Annotated in this window: 15 protein-coding genes and 1 pseudogene; all 16 read right to left on the reverse strand. The window is 49.4% G+C overall.

The window, feature by feature from the left end:
* Nucleotides 1–47: 47 nt before the first annotated feature.
* Complete coding sequence (larC, locus tag AN618_RS02335; RefSeq protein ID WP_066351580.1) at nucleotides 48–1,220, reverse strand: nickel pincer cofactor biosynthesis protein LarC; 1,173 nt, start codon at nucleotides 1,218–1,220, stop codon at nucleotides 48–50.
* Nucleotides 1,201–1,971, reverse strand: coding sequence for a nickel pincer cofactor biosynthesis protein LarB (gene larB / locus AN618_RS02340; protein ID WP_066351581.1), 771 nt, complete (start codon nucleotides 1,969–1,971; stop codon nucleotides 1,201–1,203). The genes larC and larB overlap by 20 nt, the downstream gene beginning before the upstream one ends.
* Complete coding sequence (larE, locus tag AN618_RS02345; protein WP_222926258.1) at nucleotides 1,959–2,795, reverse strand: ATP-dependent sacrificial sulfur transferase LarE; 837 nt, start codon at nucleotides 2,793–2,795, stop codon at nucleotides 1,959–1,961. The genes larB and larE overlap by 13 nt, the downstream gene beginning before the upstream one ends.
* Nucleotides 2,796–2,798: 3 nt before the next feature.
* Nucleotides 2,799–5,003: an SF1B family DNA helicase RecD2 gene (gene recD2, locus AN618_RS02350; protein ID WP_066351660.1), complete on the reverse strand. Its 2,205-nt coding sequence runs from the start codon at nucleotides 5,001–5,003 to the stop codon at nucleotides 2,799–2,801.
* An 89-nt stretch (nucleotides 5,004–5,092) separates the two neighbouring features.
* The gene (locus AN618_RS02355; protein ID WP_066351582.1) at nucleotides 5,093–6,769 is read right to left on the reverse strand and encodes a sensor domain-containing diguanylate cyclase; all 1,677 of its coding nucleotides are present in this window, start codon (nucleotides 6,767–6,769) and stop codon (nucleotides 5,093–5,095) included.
* Nucleotides 6,770–6,976: 207 nt separating this feature from the next.
* Nucleotides 6,977–7,441: a hypothetical protein gene (locus AN618_RS02360; RefSeq protein WP_066351584.1), complete on the reverse strand. Its 465-nt coding sequence runs from the start codon at nucleotides 7,439–7,441 to the stop codon at nucleotides 6,977–6,979.
* Between the two features lie 96 nt (nucleotides 7,442–7,537).
* Complete coding sequence (locus AN618_RS02365) at nucleotides 7,538–8,770, reverse strand: RNA-guided endonuclease InsQ/TnpB family protein (RefSeq protein ID WP_066351585.1); 1,233 nt, start codon at nucleotides 8,768–8,770, stop codon at nucleotides 7,538–7,540.
* Nucleotides 8,771–8,974, reverse strand: a pseudogene (gene tnpA, locus AN618_RS02370) (IS200/IS605 family transposase); the annotation flags it as partial.
* A gap of 63 nt (nucleotides 8,975–9,037) precedes the next feature.
* A complete protein-coding gene (locus AN618_RS02375) occupies nucleotides 9,038–9,679 on the reverse strand; it encodes a response regulator (RefSeq protein ID WP_066351589.1) in 642 nt (213 codons plus the stop codon).
* A gap of 18 nt (nucleotides 9,680–9,697) precedes the next feature.
* A complete protein-coding gene (locus AN618_RS02380) occupies nucleotides 9,698–10,840 on the reverse strand; it encodes a sensor histidine kinase (RefSeq protein WP_066351590.1) in 1,143 nt (380 codons plus the stop codon).
* 82 nt (nucleotides 10,841–10,922) lie between these two features.
* On the reverse strand, nucleotides 10,923–12,116 hold the full coding sequence (gene metK / locus AN618_RS02385; protein WP_066351592.1) for a methionine adenosyltransferase: 1,194 nt from the start codon (nucleotides 12,114–12,116) through the stop codon (nucleotides 10,923–10,925).
* A gap of 20 nt (nucleotides 12,117–12,136) precedes the next feature.
* A complete protein-coding gene (locus AN618_RS02390) occupies nucleotides 12,137–13,726 on the reverse strand; it encodes a HEAT repeat domain-containing protein (protein WP_066351595.1) in 1,590 nt (529 codons plus the stop codon).
* A 72-nt stretch (nucleotides 13,727–13,798) separates the two neighbouring features.
* Complete coding sequence (locus AN618_RS02395) at nucleotides 13,799–14,452, reverse strand: class II aldolase/adducin family protein (RefSeq protein ID WP_066351598.1); 654 nt, start codon at nucleotides 14,450–14,452, stop codon at nucleotides 13,799–13,801.
* 15 nt (nucleotides 14,453–14,467) lie between these two features.
* A complete protein-coding gene (locus AN618_RS02400) occupies nucleotides 14,468–14,893 on the reverse strand; it encodes a PPC domain-containing DNA-binding protein (protein WP_066351601.1) in 426 nt (141 codons plus the stop codon).
* A 13-nt stretch (nucleotides 14,894–14,906) separates the two neighbouring features.
* Complete coding sequence (locus tag AN618_RS02405) at nucleotides 14,907–15,710, reverse strand: S-methyl-5'-thioadenosine phosphorylase (RefSeq protein ID WP_066351606.1); 804 nt, start codon at nucleotides 15,708–15,710, stop codon at nucleotides 14,907–14,909.
* A gap of 5 nt (nucleotides 15,711–15,715) precedes the next feature.
* Nucleotides 15,716–16,531: an arginase family protein gene (locus tag AN618_RS02410; protein ID WP_066351608.1), complete on the reverse strand. Its 816-nt coding sequence runs from the start codon at nucleotides 16,529–16,531 to the stop codon at nucleotides 15,716–15,718.
* Nucleotides 16,532–16,589: the final 58 nt, after the last annotated feature.

Raw genomic sequence — 16,589 nt, forward strand, 5'->3', positions numbered from 1 at the left:
ACTCCCAATTCCTTTTTTTGTAGTCATTATAACATATTTTTTGGCCGTTATTCATCTTTTTCGTTCAATAATGCAAGCATATCGTTATACACCTTGAGGACCGGGATATTGAAGCTGCGCGATATTTGACGCACATCCTCGAACTCCGGTGTAATTCGCACTAGCTTGCCGCTTTTTTTAAGCACCTTCACCCTCACAGCTCCCCACGGCGTTTCTTTTTTCTCAATATTTCTCTCCAGTTTGCACCTGTCGACTTCGTAGTACCTCACGCCTATGGTGGTGGTCTCCATCAAGAGGGCGTCGGCAATTTGTTCCTTTTTGTCAAAGGGCACTATGCAGGAAAGCTTCACCGCCGGCCGGCTTTTTTTCATTATAATCGGGGTGATAAAAACATCGAGTGCCCCTTTATTGAAAAGGCTTTCCATGACCTCATCGTAAAGCTCGGGATTCATATCGTCTATGTTGGCTTCCATCACCAGCACCCGGTCTTTTTCCAAATCCTCGCCTTCGACCTCCATGAGCACCGCCCGGAGCACGTTGGGGTTTTTGCGGTCCTTTTTACCGAGGCCATAACCTACTTTCTTCGTGATTCCCTCCGGCATGGGCCCGAACCTGCTTACAAAAACGGACAAAAGCAGCGCACCAGTAGGGGTGGTGAGCTCTCCTTCTTCCCCACGGGCGTAAACCGGAACGCCTTTTAAAAGTTCCAGGGTCGCCGGAGCAGGCACCGGCAGCACCCCGTGGGCGCACTCGATAGTGCCGCTTCCTACGTTCACCGGAGATGAAACCACCAGGTCCGGCTTTAAAATATCCATCAAGATGCAACTTCCAACGATGTCCACGATGGAGTCCACGGCGCCGACTTCGTGAAAGTGGATTTCCTCCGGGGCTTTGCCGTGAATTTTGCCCTCCGCCCGGGCAAGTTTCAAGAAGGCCTCCTTGCTGATTTTTTTGACTTCGGGCTTCAGCGCGCTTTTATCTATAATGTCGTATATTTCCTTCAAACCCCTGTGCGGGTGGTGTTCTGAGGACTTTATGCAAACATCGGTGCCCGCGATGCCCTTTTTCAATGCCTTTTTAATTTCTATCTCGTATCCGGAAAGCGGAAGTTTTTTCAATTCCGCAATAAAATCCCTTTCATCTATCCCCAGGTCCAAAAGGGCCCCTAAAAACATGTCGCCGCTTATCCCGGAAAAGCAATCAAGATATAAGAGTTTCATCTTCCCTTCCTCCTAACCGGTTTATCTGATGGGCGGCAAGACCCGCGCCGAATCCGTTGTCGATGTTCACCACTGTGATGCCGCCGGCGCAGCTGTTCAGCATGGTGAGTAAGGCCGAAAGGCCTGAAAAATTGGCGCCGTATCCGACGCTGGTGGGCACCGCTATAACGGGTTTGTCCACAAGCCCCCCCACCACGCTGGCGAGGGCCCCTTCCATCCCAGCCACCACCACGATCACCCGGGCTTTTTCCAAAACTTCCATGTTCATGAAAAGCCGGTGTATCCCGGCTACGCCCACGTCGTAGAGCCTTTCCACCCTGTTGCCCAGAAGCTCTGCGGTCACCGCCGCTTCTTCAGCCACGGGCAGGTCCGACGTCCCGGCGGAGACCACGGCGATGATGCCCCTGTTTTTCGCCGCCGGCTCCTTTATCACCGCAAATATCCGGGCGTCGGGGTAATACACCGCTTCGGGAATCGCTTTTTTCACTTCTTCAAAAACTTCTAAGCTTGCCCTAGTGCCCATTATATTCGTGCCCTTTTGCATCATCCGCTCCGCAATTTTCACCACCTGCTCAGGGGTTTTGCCCTGACAGAAGATGACTTCGGGCACTCCCTTTCTCAAAGCCCTGTGGTGGTCGACCTTGGCAAATCCCAGGTCTTCGTAAGGGAGGTCTTTTAAAAACTTCAGGGCCTCCTCAACGGAAAGCTCGCCTTTTTGGACTTTTTCGAGAAGCTCTTTTAGCTTTTCCAAAGTACTTTCTCCTCCTCTTTAAGCCCTTCGTTCATGCTACCGGTCCTGTATCCGATAAGGTCCAGCGAAACGTAGACGAAGCCCAGCTTTTTGAATTCGGCCACCACCTTTTCCCTCAAGCTTCTTTCAAAGAACCTTTCTATCTCTTCCGGAGAAACCTCAATTCTTGCTAGGTCCCCATGGCTCCTCACCCTGTATTGAATGAACCCTAGCTCGCTCAGCAGGTCTTCAGCTTTTTCAACCCGGTTCAACTTTTCCTCGGTTATCCTTTCTCCGTACGGAAAGCGGGAAGCCAGGCACGCAAACGAGGGCTTGTTCCACGTGGGAAGTCCCATTTTTTGGGATAATGCCCTGATCTCAGCTTTCGTAAGCCCCACTTCCTTCAGCGGGCTTATCACTCCGAGTTCGTCCTTTGCCTTCATTCCCGGTCTGAAGTCTCCGTTGTCGTCGGCGTTAGAACCGTCCACGACGAAATTAAATCCCCTTTCGCGGGCCATTTTAACGAGCTTTCCGAACAGCTCCTTTTTGCAATAATAGCACCGCTCCGGCGGATTTTCCGAAAAGCCGGGCACTTCGAGTTCTTCCGAGACTATAATCTCATGGTTTGCCCCGAAGCTTTGGGCAAGCTCTTCGGCTTCTTTCAGTTCCCTTGCGGGGTAGGTGCTCGAGCGGGCGGTCACCGCCAGCACGTTCTCTTTCCCGAGCACGTCCAAACAAACTTTCAAAAGGAAGGTGCTGTCGACCCCTCCCGAAAAAGCAACTATTACACTGCCGAGATTTTTTATCATGCCTTTTAATTTTTCAAGTTTTTCCATTTCTTTCAACGCCTAACCCCCCATATCAAAGATTTGACTTTTTTCAAACTCCTCGCATATCCTCTCCGAAAGACAGCTATATCTCATCAAAGCCCTGCTGTTTCTCACCGCTGCGGCCAGGGCCTGCTTCGAGCCCACCAGCACCATCAGCTTTTTGGCCCTGGTAATGGCCGTGTAAAGCAAATTTCGCTGGAGCATTACAAAATGCTGTATAACTAAGGGCATGACCACGACGGGGAATTCACTGCCCTGGCTTTTGTGGACGGAGAGGGCATAGGAAAGCGCAAGCTCTTCCAGTTCATCCCCTGCATAAACCACTATCCGTTCCCCTTGAGCATCGGGGAAGGAAACCAGCACCTTCTCATCGTCATCTATATCTACAATCCGCCCAAGGTCGCCGTTGAAGACTTCCTTTTCGTAATTGTTCTTAATCTGCATTACCCGGTCCCCTACACGGAAGGTAAAGGAGCGAAAAGAAATCTCCCTTTTTTCGGGCGAAGGGGGATTTAATCTTTCCTGGAGCCTGAGGTTTAGCGAAAGGACACCGACGGCGGTCTTCTTCATGGGCGTTATCACCTGGATATCTTCCATGGGGTCGAAGCCGCCGTAACCGGGGAGCCTCGAGCATACCAGTTCCACCACTTTATCCAAGGTTTCCTCCGGTTCCGCCGCCTGCTCAAAATAAAAGTCCCTGCCCTTTACGTTCAGGTACGGAAAAAGTCCTTTGTTTACCCTGTGGGCGTTTACCACTATCATGCTCTCCCGGGCCTGCCGGAAAATTTCATCCAGCATCACCACGGGGATGCGGTTACTCTCTATTATCTCCTTCAATACACTCCCCGGTCCCACCGACGGCAGCTGGTCCTTGTCTCCGACCAGAATCAGTCTTGCAAAAGGCTTCAAGGCTGAAAGCAAGTGGTGCATCAAAATTATATCCACCATGGAAGTCTCGTCGATTATCACCACGTCTTCGTCGAGGGGATTTTCGCGGTTCTTTCCGAAGACCATGCCGCCTTCCCCGGAAACCTTATATTCCAGGAGGCGGTGGATGGTCTTAGCTTCCATCCCCGTAGCTTCGGCCATGCGCTTCGCGGCCCTGCCGGTGGGTGCGGCCAGGGCCACTTTCATGCGGCGCCCTTTGAAAAATTCGATGAGGCATTTTATGATGGTGGTCTTGCCCGTGCCGGGACCCCCGGTGATGACCAAAACTCCGGAGGAAGCCGCCTTTTCCAGGGCTTCCCGCTGCTTTCGGGCAAGCTTTATCGCACACCGCTTTTCTATTTCGTTTATTTCCTCCGGGGTTAATTCAAAAGGCCTGATTTGTCCAAAACCTGCCAAAAGGTAAAGCTTTCTTGCCACGGACTTTTCCGAGACGTAAAAGGCCGAAAGATACACTTTTTTATCTTCCTGCGCCCCATCCACCACTATGTCTCCCTTTTCCTGAAGAGCTGGCAGCGACGCCCTTATCAGCTCTTCTTCGACTTCCAAAAGCGAAGAAGCCCTTTTTATTAGCTCTCTCTCCGGCAGAAAAACGTGGCCTTCGTCCGCCGCCTGCTGGAGCACGTATTTTACTCCGGCTGCCACTCGCTCCGGTGCGTCAATCTCCATTCCCATGTGCCGGGCTATTTTATCTGCTGTCTTAAAACCAATCCCGTACACCTCGTCGGCGAGCCTGTAAGGATTTTGCCTTATCACCTCTATGGCCTTTTCCCTGTAGACTTTGTACACCTTTACCGCCAAACCCGCTCCTATGCCGTACTGCTGCAAAAACAGCATTATTTCCCTCGTTTCCCTCTGCTCGTTAAAAGAGCGGGTTATCATTTCCAGGCGCTTTCTGCCGATGCCCGGTATTTCGAGCAACATCTCCGGAGACGAGGCGAGGACCTCAAGGGCATCTTCTTTAAACTTTTCCACTATCTTCCTGGCCATGGCGGGTCCTATGCCCTTTATGATACCCGAGGCCAGGTAATTCTCTATTTCCCTCACTGTAGCAGGAGCCAGGGTCTCGTAGGATTCTATTTTGAGCTGGTAACCGTGCTTTTCGTGGATTACCCAGCGGCCTTTCAACCTCACAAGTTCGCCCTCGTTTACCGAAGGAAAAAAACCCACCGCCGTCACCGTTTCGTCGGAATCCTTCATCTTTATCCTGGCTACGGTGAAAAAGTTTTCCTCATTGCGAAAGGTGATCCTTTCCACCACTCCTTCAAGTTCGACCATAAGAGCACCTCTATGTAGCTTTCTTAAATTGTTTATATCATTTTTGCTCATCATCTGCAACAATAAAAAATCCCCGGAAAGGGGATTATTCATCGCAATCGTTTGAATTCCACCACCCGGTTCCTGCCCTTCTTTTTGGCACCGAAAAGCAGGGCCTGGTCCGCCTTATTCACCAGTTCTTTTACGGTCAGGGCATCATCGGGACATGAGGCAACTCCCGCGCTCACGGTTATGAATATCTTTTTACCCTCTTCCGTCACCGCAAATTCGGTGCTTTCCACGGCCTTCCTTATCCTTTCGGCGATGGCGTAGGCTTCCGAACCCGAAGTATCGGGAAGGATTATCGCAAATTCTTCCCCACCGTAGCGGCCGACGATGTCGCCGGTTCTGACATTTTGCCTTAAGATTTCAGCAAGCTTTTTTAAAACTTTGTCGCCCATGAGGTGGCCGTAATTGTCGTTATAGGATTTGAAATGATCGATATCTAAAAGTATGAGGCTGAAAGTTCCGCCGCAGTTTTTCACGTGGTTGACCATATGCTCTAGCTGATTATATATATACCTGTGGTTATAAAGCCCCGTCAGACCATCGGTGACAGCAAGGTGGCTGGTTTTGTCGAACAACTGGGCGTTGGAAATGGCGACAGCCGCCTGGTTAGCTAGGATGCTCATGATTTTCAAGTTCTTCGCATTATAGGCGTCTTTCCGGCTGGATGTCAAGGTGATGGCCCCCACTATGCCGCTGCTATTTATCAGCGGGACCGACATCACCGTTTTCGTATCTTGGGGCAGGCCCGGCATTTTTAGCCAGGCGGATTCCTTTTTGTAACTCGCCACCTCTCCCTTTTTGCTTATCAATGTCTTTCCCGTAATCCCCTCCCCCGGCTTTATCCTGAAGTCTTTTATTGAATCGTCGGAAAAACCCTCGTACATAACCGGCACCAGAAACCCCTGCTGATAAAGGTAAAGGCAGATGGTGTCCCAGGGAGCGACGTTCTTTGCCGAATCGAATACTATTTTTATTACCTCATCGGTATTAAGAGTGGAACTCAAAGTCGCAGCCACGTCGTAAAGGGCCGTGAGCTCCCTGTTGGTAGTTACAAGGCTCATGTATATTTTGAAAACGTATACAAGGATGAAATACGGAACAAACCCCAAAAGGGAGACGAAAAAACCAAAATGATTGTTAAGCTCTACCGTCAGCAGTCCCGCCGGCACAGAGATGATATACGTGCCAAAGTCAAACTTCACCGCTTCGAGCGATTTTCTGACTGTATAATGTTCTCTTTCAAGAGCAAGATAAATCTCTATAAGGATGTTGTTGAGCAGAAAATAAATAAAAATAGCAAGGGCCTGAGAAAATATTTCCTGGTATCCTGCTTTTTTCAATACTACATAAAAACCCGCTGCGCCGAAAAAGCTAAGCATGTCCTGGCCCACATTAAAAAACACCCGGTCTAGTTCCCGCACAAAACTTCCTTCCGCCGACTTCATGTAAAGCTGGCTCAAAAAGGTACTCAAAGCTTTCATGACCGCGGCAGGAATGAATCCGAATATGAATCCGGCCGAATAAACGGTCCCGAACTCCATGCTCAGGCGCGTATTGTTCACCTGAACGGCGGATAATTCGGACATTACCATTAAAAAGAGAAATATGAGATATTTAAAGCCAAAGTACCCCCAAGGAAATCCGTATAACGTCGTCATCATCAAAAGAAGCCCTATGCCCGTTAACGCCACTGCCCTTGCGTAAGTTTTCGTATTCATGGCCGTGCCCCCACCATAACTTTGGTATATATTATTCTACACAAATAGTGTATTTCCTTTTTTTTGCACATAAAAAAAGGCCCTTTTTTTGGGCCTACCAAGAAAGAAAGGGGGCACTACGAACTAAGGGGTAACTATGAGAAGAATAGGGCTTTACGATTCTAATTATAAACATATCGACAATTTTTTTCAAATCAAACACCTGTCCTAATTTTTATGGGATCTTAGACCCATTTCGACTTTTTTTACACCGCACAATCTTTCAAAATACGCGGCAATTTCCTCAGCACCGATGTTTTGCAAATTGACCGCCAATACGAGATCAGCTTCAGGGAGATCCTCCTTCAGTCCTTCTTCGACATCGAATCCGAATTTTTGCGAAAGCCTTTTTAAGATATCAAAGGTACAATCTTGGGAACCAAGGTCTACAAAGTGAACCATGTCTGCCATTTCAAAGACCCCGCGGCCCGCCAGAATCCTTACAATCCCTTCCACCCTGTCTTCCAAATCTTTAACCAGGATGAGCAAACAGGTTTTTCCCAAAGATTGTTCTTTTTTTGCCTTCCACAGCATCCTTGCCAGGATAAGTTCCAGAATCCTGTATATGCCCACCGTCGCGAATACCGCTAAAATGAAAAGCCCTACATCAAATTTTTCTAACAAAGCCTCCATTTAAGTCCCCCCTCATTGCATCCTCATGTCTATATTTATTCGGGGGGACTTTAAATCGTGCGTGACGTCCTCCCCTCAATAAATTGAGGGGCATCCTCATGCGGATGCACACAGGGTTTTATCCCTGCGCTTCGGTTCAGCGACGCCGTGCCATCCCAAGTGGTATGACACGACCGCGGGCCGCGCCACACGGCCACTACTCCCCTTCACGGGAGATACCTGGTACGCCCTCTCGTAGATGTTCAGTGCACCGTTTATGTCCGCCTGTGCCTTCCAACCACAGGAACACGCATACAAACCCCGGTGTCTCCGGTTGGAAGCCATGACCTTCCCGCAGGCGTGGCAGGTAATGGACGTGCTTCCTTCATTTATGTCATCTCGCACCAGAATTCCCGCCAGCACCCCTTTGTATTTAAGCATATCAATCAACTTCCGGTACGGCCAGACATGCAGCCGCTGGTTCAACTGGTCTCCATAGTCAATGCTTTCCCGGATTCCATTAAGGTCCCCAATGGCTATTTCCTTCACACCACGTCGCACACATTCCGCAATAAAGTGAGATGTAGCCATGTGCAACAAGTGTTCTACCTGTTTCTTTTCCCGGTGCGCTATTTGTTTCCACCGGCGGGAATTCTGTTTGAGGTTAGCTCGTACCTTCTGCCAATATCGCCTTATAGCTTTTATCAGTTTACCTGAATAAAGCATTACCATACCATCGTCAAATACAGCAGCCATTAAGATGTTTTCTCCAAGGTCTACCGCTGCTCTCCCAGTCCCTTTGTTTTCACGGGCCTTAACTTCCACCACCAGACGGGCTTCTATTCGCCCGGAAACCTTGTCGTAGATGATGGAAAGTTCACGCACCCGTTCGTATTCAATATCGGGACGGTGAGATATACGGAAAGAGACCTGTCTTACACCATCTTCCCGGCTGGTGCCCAGACTTAGAGTAACTCTCTCTCCATCTACCCTGAACCCACTTTGGACGTACTTGAGCGGTGAAAGACAATTCTTCCGGCGGAAGCCGGGAGCCTCGTGCCGCGTGAGTCCCTTTCTCTTGAGGGCAAAGAAAGACTTATATGCTTCCCGTACTTCGTCCCGGGTGAGTTGCACTGACATCGAGTAGTACCCTTTGGCTCTGGGCAGCTCCTTTAAGATGCGGTTGAGGTTCTTTCGGGAAATATCTACTCTCCCGGTTTCCTTGTGCTCTTTCCACAGATGCCACAAAAGCCCGTTGTAGACCTTGGTGGCACAGAACATGGCGTCCTTCAGAACAGCTTCAGTCTGCGGGTCCGCATGGATTTGGGCTTTGAGTGTAATTAGAGGCACTCATTCACCTCCCTCTGTTTTTTGAGCTTCGATGTACCGCCTGATAGTCTCGCTGGAGACCTCTCCGGCTGTACCTACATAGTAGCTTGGGTTCCATAAATGTCCGCCCCAGAGCTTTTTCTTAAGTTCCGGATGCTTCACAAAGAGCCGGCGAGCCGTGGAACCCTTTAATATTTTGGCTATCACCGCCGGAGCTATCTTAGGGGGTCCGTGGATCCCATCAATAAATTGAGCGGGATAACTACCCCCTCGCTCTCCCCCATTTTTCTAAACCAGGTTATTTTTAAGGGCGTAGACCGCCACCTGGGTCCTGTCCATCAGGTTCAGCTTCCTTAAGATGCTGCTCACGTGGTTTTTCACGGTCTTTTCACTTATTCCCAGTTTTTCCGATATCTCTATGTTGCTCATACCTTCTGCAATGCACGCCATCACTTCCTTTTCCCTGGCGGTCAGCGGACGACTGGCCCGTGGGAGCGGCTGGCTAAGGCGCTTGTACTCCGCCACTAAGGCGCGGGTGAGGGTGGGCTGTATGTAGGTCTCTCCCCTGTTCACCGCCCTCACGGCCTCCAACAGAGCATGGGGCTCTATGTCCTTTAAAAGGTAACCCGATACGCCAACTCTTAAAAGCTCCAGCAGGTACTCGCGGTCGTCGTATATTGTAAGGATGATAACTTTCGCCCTGCACTTTTCCTTTTTTAAAAGCCTTGTAGCTTCAATCCCGTTCAATTTCGGCATGTTGATGTCCATCAGCACCACATCGGGGTCTTTTGTCCTGACTTCCTCCACTGCCTCAAGTCCATTTGAAGCTTCGCCCACCACCTCGATGTCGCTTTCCATCTCCAGGAGCTTTTTTAACCCCTTCCTCACAAGGGCATGGTCATCCGCAAGAACCACGGATATTTTCGCCATATTAAAAAATCCCCCCTCTCACCTAAGAGGTATGGTGATATAAATGTTCGTACCGCGGCCCGGTTCAGACCTGATCCTCACCGTGCCGTTCAAAAGGTCCACCCTCTCCCTGATATTTACAAGGCCGAAGTGTTCGCCTTCTCTTTCATCTAATTTCTCAATGTTGAATCCCACTCCGTCGTCCTCTATGACAAGGTTCACCATGTGGGGCAAAAATTCTAGCTTTACTCTCACGTTTTTCGCCCTAGCGTGTTTTTTCACATTGCTCAAAGCTTCCTGTATCACCCGGAATAGAGTTATTTCCACGGTGGAATCGAGTTTAACCCTTTCTCCCAATACCACAAAGTCCACGGATATCCCCGTGTCCTCCTGAAATTCAGCACAGTATCTTCCCGCTACTGCCTCGATCCCAAGGGCATCCAACGCCGAAGGGCGGAGGTTAAATATAATCTTCCTTATCTCCCCCAATGTATTCTTGACCAGCTTTTTCAAATCCTTAAGTTCTTTTTTAACCGTATCTGGGTCTTCCTCGCAAATTTTTTCTAAAACCTCAAGCTGCAAAAGTAAGTTGGCTATGGACTGGGCAGGACCGTCATGGATTTCCCGGGCAATTGCCTTTCTCTCTTCCTCCTGTACTTTAATTATCTTCCCCGCAAAGAGCTGCTTTTGGTTTATGTCGGTGAGCTTTTCCGAAAGGTCTTGCAGGTTGCCTTTTAAAAAGTTAAGGGCTACCCCCATCTGCAGGGAAACCCGTTCCGCCTTTTTTAATATCTCCTGCATGTTTTTGAGATTTCGCTCCATCTCGTCTCTTTTTTCCCGGAGCTGTTTTTCTCTTTCCCTTTCCAATGTAAGCATTATCTGGATTTCCCGGGAGCGCTCGTACGCCGCCTTAATGTCTTCTTCACTGTATTTTTCAAAGTCTTTGCTCACGATCATAAGCTGGTATCTCGAATTTTTCTCCATTTTTTCCAGCCTGTCCACGCTCTTTATGGTTTCCGCAATCTTAATTTTAATCTCCTTTATGTCTTTTTCCAGCCGCTCACACTCTTTCTTGGCGTGTTCGGCTATTCTGAAGGTTTCTTCGTGTCCCTTTTCTACAGCTTCAATGGTGCTTTTTATAACGTTTTCCAGGTGTTTTGGATCCAGGCGGACTCTTTTCAAAAATTATCCCTCCCGGTCTTTTTATATATTTTGACAAAATTCCCCAAAATTCCTGCTAACACCCAAAAAAAAGCAGCCTTGTTTAAAGGCTGCTTGCCTGCTTTTTCAAAATCTCCGCTTTGTCCGTCTTTTCCCAGGGCACGTCCAGATCCGTTCTGCCGAAGTGCCCGTAGGCGGCTACCTGCCGGTAAATCGGCCTTCTCAAATCCAGATCCCTTATTATGGCTGCCGGGCGAAGATCGAAGTTTTCAACAATCAGCTTTTCAATCTTCTCATCCGGCAGCACCCCGGTCCCGAAGGTATCCACCATTATTGAAACCGGATGGGCCACTCCTATGGCGTAAGCCACCTGAACTTCGCACTTTTTCGCAAGGCCCGCGGCCACGATGTTTTTAGCTACGTATCTTGCGGCGTAAGACGCCGAGCGGTCCACCTTCGTTGGGTCCTTGCCCGAAAAGGCCCCACCGCCGTGGCGAGCGTAACCGCCGTAGGTGTCAACTATTATCTTTCTTCCGGTAAGCCCCGAATCGCCGTGGGGGCCTCCGATTACGAACCTTCCCGTCGGGTTAATGTAAAATTTGGTGTTTTTATCCATAAGCTCTTCAGGTATCACTTTTTTGATTACAGTCTCGACTATGTCGCTCCTCAAAGTAGCAAGGTCCACCGTGGATTTGTGCTGGGCCGAGACCACCACCTTGTCTACCCTCACCGGCCTTCCGTCTTCGTACTCCACCGTGACCTGGGTTTTCCCATCGGGTCTGAGATACGGCAAAATCTTCGTTTTTCTGACTTCGGCAAGCCTGCGGGCCAGCTTGTGGGCCAGCATTATGGGCATCGGCATGAGCTCGGGAGTTTCGTCTACCGCAAAGCCGAACATCATTCCCTGGTCGCCGGCGCCTATTCTATCAAGTTCGTCGCCCTGTCCCTCTTCCCTCACCTCGTAGGCGGAATCGACCCCGATCGCTATATCCGGAGACTGTTCGTCGATGGAAGTTATAACGGCGCAGGTGTCGCAGTCGAAGCCGTACTTAGCCCTGGTATATCCGATTTCCCTTATGGTTTCCCTGGCGATGGAGGGTATGTCCACATAACAGTCACAGGTTATCTCTCCCATGACGAGGACCAGTCCGGTGGTGACCGCCGTCTCGCATGCCACCCTGGCCATGGGGTCTTTTTCGAGAATCGCATCCAGTATAGCATCGGAAATCTGGTCGCAAATTTTATCCGGATGCCCTTCCGTCACCGATTCGGAAGTGAAAAGATACTTCCTTGCCATTTTGCATTCCTCCTTTTTCTCTAGTCAAAGGCCTCCGGATTTACCCTCATGTCAAAACCGTTTTTCATGTTTATAAGGGCAACCCGCAGGCTTTCTATTATCATCCTCTGGATAAACGGGTGATAGTGGAGAGGGTCTGAATCAAGGTGCAGCATTGCCGAAAGCACTACCTTGACCAGTTCCCTTTCGCCCATCCTGTTTAGGAAATCTGCCGCCAGCTCCAGCATCCTTCTTAAGGTTTCCACGCGGGGTTCGATGAGCTCGGCGGTAAATTTGGAAAAAAGACTTTCCGCTTTGGAAAGCGTCATCTTCTTAATGTAATACCCGTTTTTCGACTTATGTTCCTCGGCATAATCGTATACCCTCGGTTCTGCCACAAACCAGTCTTCAAAGAGGCGGTAGTTGAAAAGGTCAAAAGTGCTTTTGTAGTAATCTTCATCGGCCTTTATGGACAAAAGGTCGTACATACTGAAATCGGGCCTGTATGGCTTTGGCGCAAGGCGGCAGGACATGCTTTCTTCTATTACGCCCTTCCAGAAAAAAAACTGATAGGGTATAGGATTGCCTGTCTTTAAATTCCAGTAAAAGGCATCTTTTATCAGAGCGACGGCGTACTGGGCATCGGTCTCGACTATTATCGTGCTTCTTGAAAGGTCCCTCACGGAATTTTCAAATTCCCGGCTCGTCATCTGGGAAATGCTCCAGCAGTCCTTTATTCCTTCCGAAACGTTCACGAGGAGGTTCATGGAGCAAAGTCTTCTTTTTTTAATCGGATTTCTCCAGGCAATCCACAAGGCCCTGCTCCCCAGTCCGTCTATGGAGGACAATATCACCTTAACCGGCTTTTTCAAAGTCACCGGCATTTCGTAAGGTTCTTCCGCCACGCCGCTAAACTTAAGCCTCCGGATTTCCCTTTCTACGGTCTTTTTCAGCCGCTCGTTTGTAACTTCCCGGAAAACTTTGTTCAGGGCGTAAAGGGCTTTCCCGCTTTTTATTTTACCCAGAGCTCTTGCAGCCTCTTCCGCCACCGGAACGTCGTCTACCTTTGATAGAATCTCCAGCAAAACCACGGCCTTTTCCAGGCGGTGCTCGCCTATGTCCCTGATGTACGCGAGTTTTACTTCGGGCGGAAAGTCCTGCAGGTCATCCAGGATGTAGGGGATTAAAAAATAATCTTTGTTGATGTCGTCTATCATCTCTACCAGTGACTGGGTTACCACTTTTTCGAAATCTTTCATTATGCTGTTAAGGGGCAGGTCTCCCGTATCCACACCGTAGTGGGACAGCACCGAAAGAATCCTGGCCTTTACCTTGTCCGACACCTGCGGCATCACGAGGATATCCATGAGAGGCTCAACCAAACGGTAGTCGTTGGCGTATTCAAGGGCGTAGCACACTATAGGGGCCAGTTCTTCGTCGCTTTCCTTGAGCTTGGAAAGGCACACCGGCACCACCAGGTCGCCCATGCTGAAAAGCTTTTTCATCGACCTGTCCAGCTGCCCCACCGTGCAGTCTTTATTTTTCAAAGCCTCCAGATAAGAGAGAATTTGCCTTTTTATGAGGAGGCTGTAATCCACCTTAGAAGCCTTCTTCTGAGTTTTTCTTTGCATTTTGCACTCCTTCCCAAAGGCAAAGTGAAACCCTATTAATTATATTATAGCGGACCTGTTTTAGCAATGCCTTTACCTTTGGCCGTACGAGTTGAGGTAAAAGTCCCTTATAAACTTCACTTCGCCTTCGGTGAGGGGTACGGGATTGCCCGCAATTTTAGATTTGAGAAAAATTTCGGCGCTTTTTTCCACCACGAGGCAGACTTTAAAAGCCTCAGCCAGGTCCCTGCCCACGGCCACCACGCCGTGGTTGGCAAGCAGCACCGCATTCCGGTCGCCTAAAGCTTCCACCGCATTTTTTGCCAATTCCTGCGACCCGGAAGGCGCGTACTTCGCCACCTTGACCGGCCCCCCGACCATTGCCGCCATGTCTTCCATGATGCAGGGTATTTCCACCCTGGCAGCAGCACAGGCGCTGGCGTTGGTGCTGTGGGTATGTATTATCGCCCGAACGTCTGGCCTTGCCCGGTAAATGGCTGCGTGCAGCGGCGTCTCTACTGAGGGCTTGCGGTTCAAGGTCAGAGGCCTGCCTTCAAGGTCGACTTCTACGATGTCATCCGGCTCCAGCATCGTGTAATTCATGCCGCTCGGTGTAATAACAAACACATCGTCTTTACAGTTGCGCGCGCTTAAGTTGCCCCACGTCGCCACAACCAATCCTTCTTTTACTATTTTTTCCCCGTATTCTACCACCATTTGCTTTACTTTAAGCAAGAGCATTTCCATCCCATCCTCCAAATATTAGTTCCAGAGATTTAGTCCCGTAACTTCGTCGTATTTCCTCTCTAAGGAATCGCCAACAAGCTCTTTTATGTAAAACTCCGCCGCGAAAACTTCGGTTCCTTCCAAAAGATGGCCGCCGAAGGCCTTTCCATCGCGGTCCCCTAATACTATATGAAGGTGCAGGGCCGGTTTCCCCTGGAATCTCGATATATTGCCAACACAGCTCAAAATTTCCATCGGTTTTTCCAAAGTCACATTGTGGTATGTCTTTTTTTCCTGGTCGTAAATGGCCACCACCGACTTTTTACACGCACCTATTACCTTTACTATTCCCGTTTTTATATCCTTTTCTTTCACCAGGGCAAGCAAGGACAAAAAAAGGTCACTTCCGTGGTCCAGCCTTCCCGCAAATTCTCGTCCGGATTTGTACTCGTTTACCAGCATGATAGACCCCTCCTTACCCCATGCGGGCGGTTTTTAGTTCTTCACCGCACCGGCAGTGGCGCTCTTTCGGAATTCTCTCGATTATGGTATATATCAGGTCCTTTAATTTTTCCAGATTTTCGTTGAAGACCTTCAACACCATCTCGTGGCTCACGGGTTCGATATCGGGATGTCCTTCCAGGCCCACGTCGTAGTCAGTCACCAGGGTAATATTGGCGTAGCAAATTTCCAGTTCCCGGGCAAGTACCACTTCCGGGTACTGGGTCATGTTTATTACTTCCCATCCGTGGCTCGAAAATTCCCGGCTCTCGGCTTTCGTGGAGAACCTTGGGCCCTGGACCACCACAACGGTCCCCCTTTCATGAAGCGGCAGGCCCTTCTCCTTCGCCACCTCTATGGCTATCTTCCTAAGCTCGGGACAATACGGCTCCGCACCGCCTATGTGGGTGGTAATAGGACCGTCGTAAAAGGTGTCCTTCCTTCCCCAGGTGCGGTTTACGAACTGGTCGCATATCACAAAATCCCCCGGTTTTACGTGGGGCTGAAGGCTGCCCGACGCACAGGGGCCCAAAATCCTCGTCACGCCCAGCTGTTTTAAGGCGTAGATGTTTGCCCTGTAGTTTATCATGTGAGGAGGAAACCTATGGTCCTTGCCGTGCCTGGGCAGGAAGGCTACGGTTTTATCCCCTATTTTCGCGAGGGCGATTTTGTCACTGGGAGCTCCGTAGGGAGTTTCAACCGTTATTTCCTTCACGTCATCGAGAAAAGCGTAAAAGCCCGTTCCTCCTATCACTCCTATATCCGCCTTTAGATCCATCAAACTTACCCCCTTACCTCAGATTTGTACAAGGATATTTTACTATTTTTTTTATCCTTTTGCCATACTTCCAAAAGTTTTTCCAAAATCTTTATGTTGGCCTTTTCGTTGAGGCTCGCCTTTTTTATGTCTTCTCCGCTTAAAAATACAAGATCGCAAGAAATTCTCCATTCGCCGCACACATCCGCTCCCACAATGGGGACGGCCTCGCCGATGACTTCTATGAGGTCCAAAAGTTCCTCCAGGCTCATTACACCCTGGTCCCAGTTGGTCGCCGCGTCTTTCTCCGAGAGCACGTCTTTGTCAATGCTTATGTAAACCGGTCCTTTAATCCTTTCAAGTTCCATCAATATGCCCGATACTTTCTTCTCATGAGGTAAATCTTCCGGGAAAATAGCGACTTTTCCTCCGGAAAAATCCTTAAAAAGGTCTTCTTCCATGGAACTCACTCCGACCACCAGACATTTTCCCACCTTCCCTTCAATCAATATCTGCCTTGCCCACGAACCGCAAGTTACAAAGCCCGCGGGGGAGCTCTGCATGTCCGAATGGTGGTCGAACAGGATCAACACCGGCACCGGTCCTGTTCTTTCCAGAAAATAAATGGAAAGGTGATGGAAATCGCCTGGCCCCAAAAACGTTATTCCGCGCGATGACACCTTAAATTTTTTCTTAAGCTCTGCAAGTTGCCTTTTTTCGCTGCAGAACCTGAACCCGGTGACTCCTGCCAAATCTATGACGGCATTTGCCCTGCCCAACAGTTTTTTTTGAAAAGCTACGCTTTCATCACTCTTCAATATATTAACCGCGGGTGAGGTCACAGGGCATCCCTCCCACGATTTTTGAATATTCTACTAAATAATATTATATAGCAAGGGG

The sequence above is a fragment of the Fervidicola ferrireducens genome (assembly GCF_001562425.1).
In the GTDB taxonomy this organism is placed as follows: Bacteria; Bacillota; Thermosediminibacteria; order Thermosediminibacterales; family Thermosediminibacteraceae; genus Fervidicola; species Fervidicola ferrireducens.

What these genes read in the sequence shown, in the direction of transcription:
- larC (WP_066351580.1), bottom strand. Translation starts at nt 1,220, where the DNA reads ATGAAACTCTTATATCTTGATTGCTTTTCCGGGATAAGCGGCGACATG.
- AN618_RS02390 (WP_066351595.1), bottom strand. Translation starts at nt 13,726, where the DNA reads ATGCAAAGAAAAACTCAGAAGAAGGCTTCTAAGGTGGATTACAGCCTC.
- AN618_RS02375 (WP_066351589.1), bottom strand. Translation starts at nt 9,679, where the DNA reads ATGGCGAAAATATCCGTGGTTCTTGCGGATGACCATGCCCTTGTGAGG.
- AN618_RS02355 (WP_066351582.1), bottom strand. Translation starts at nt 6,769, where the DNA reads ATGAATACGAAAACTTACGCAAGGGCAGTGGCGTTAACGGGCATAGGG.
- metK (WP_066351592.1), bottom strand. Translation starts at nt 12,116, where the DNA reads ATGGCAAGGAAGTATCTTTTCACTTCCGAATCGGTGACGGAAGGGCAT.
- recD2 (WP_066351660.1), bottom strand. Translation starts at nt 5,003, where the DNA reads ATGGTCGAACTTGAAGGAGTGGTGGAAAGGATCACCTTTCGCAATGAG.
- AN618_RS02405 (WP_066351606.1), bottom strand. Translation starts at nt 15,710, where the DNA reads ATGGATCTAAAGGCGGATATAGGAGTGATAGGAGGAACGGGCTTTTAC.
- AN618_RS02400 (WP_066351601.1), bottom strand. Translation starts at nt 14,893, where the DNA reads ATGCTGGTAAACGAGTACAAATCCGGACGAGAATTTGCGGGAAGGCTG.
- AN618_RS02395 (WP_066351598.1), bottom strand. Translation starts at nt 14,452, where the DNA reads ATGGAAATGCTCTTGCTTAAAGTAAAGCAAATGGTGGTAGAATACGGG.
- AN618_RS02360 (WP_066351584.1), bottom strand. Translation starts at nt 7,441, where the DNA reads ATGGAGGCTTTGTTAGAAAAATTTGATGTAGGGCTTTTCATTTTAGCG.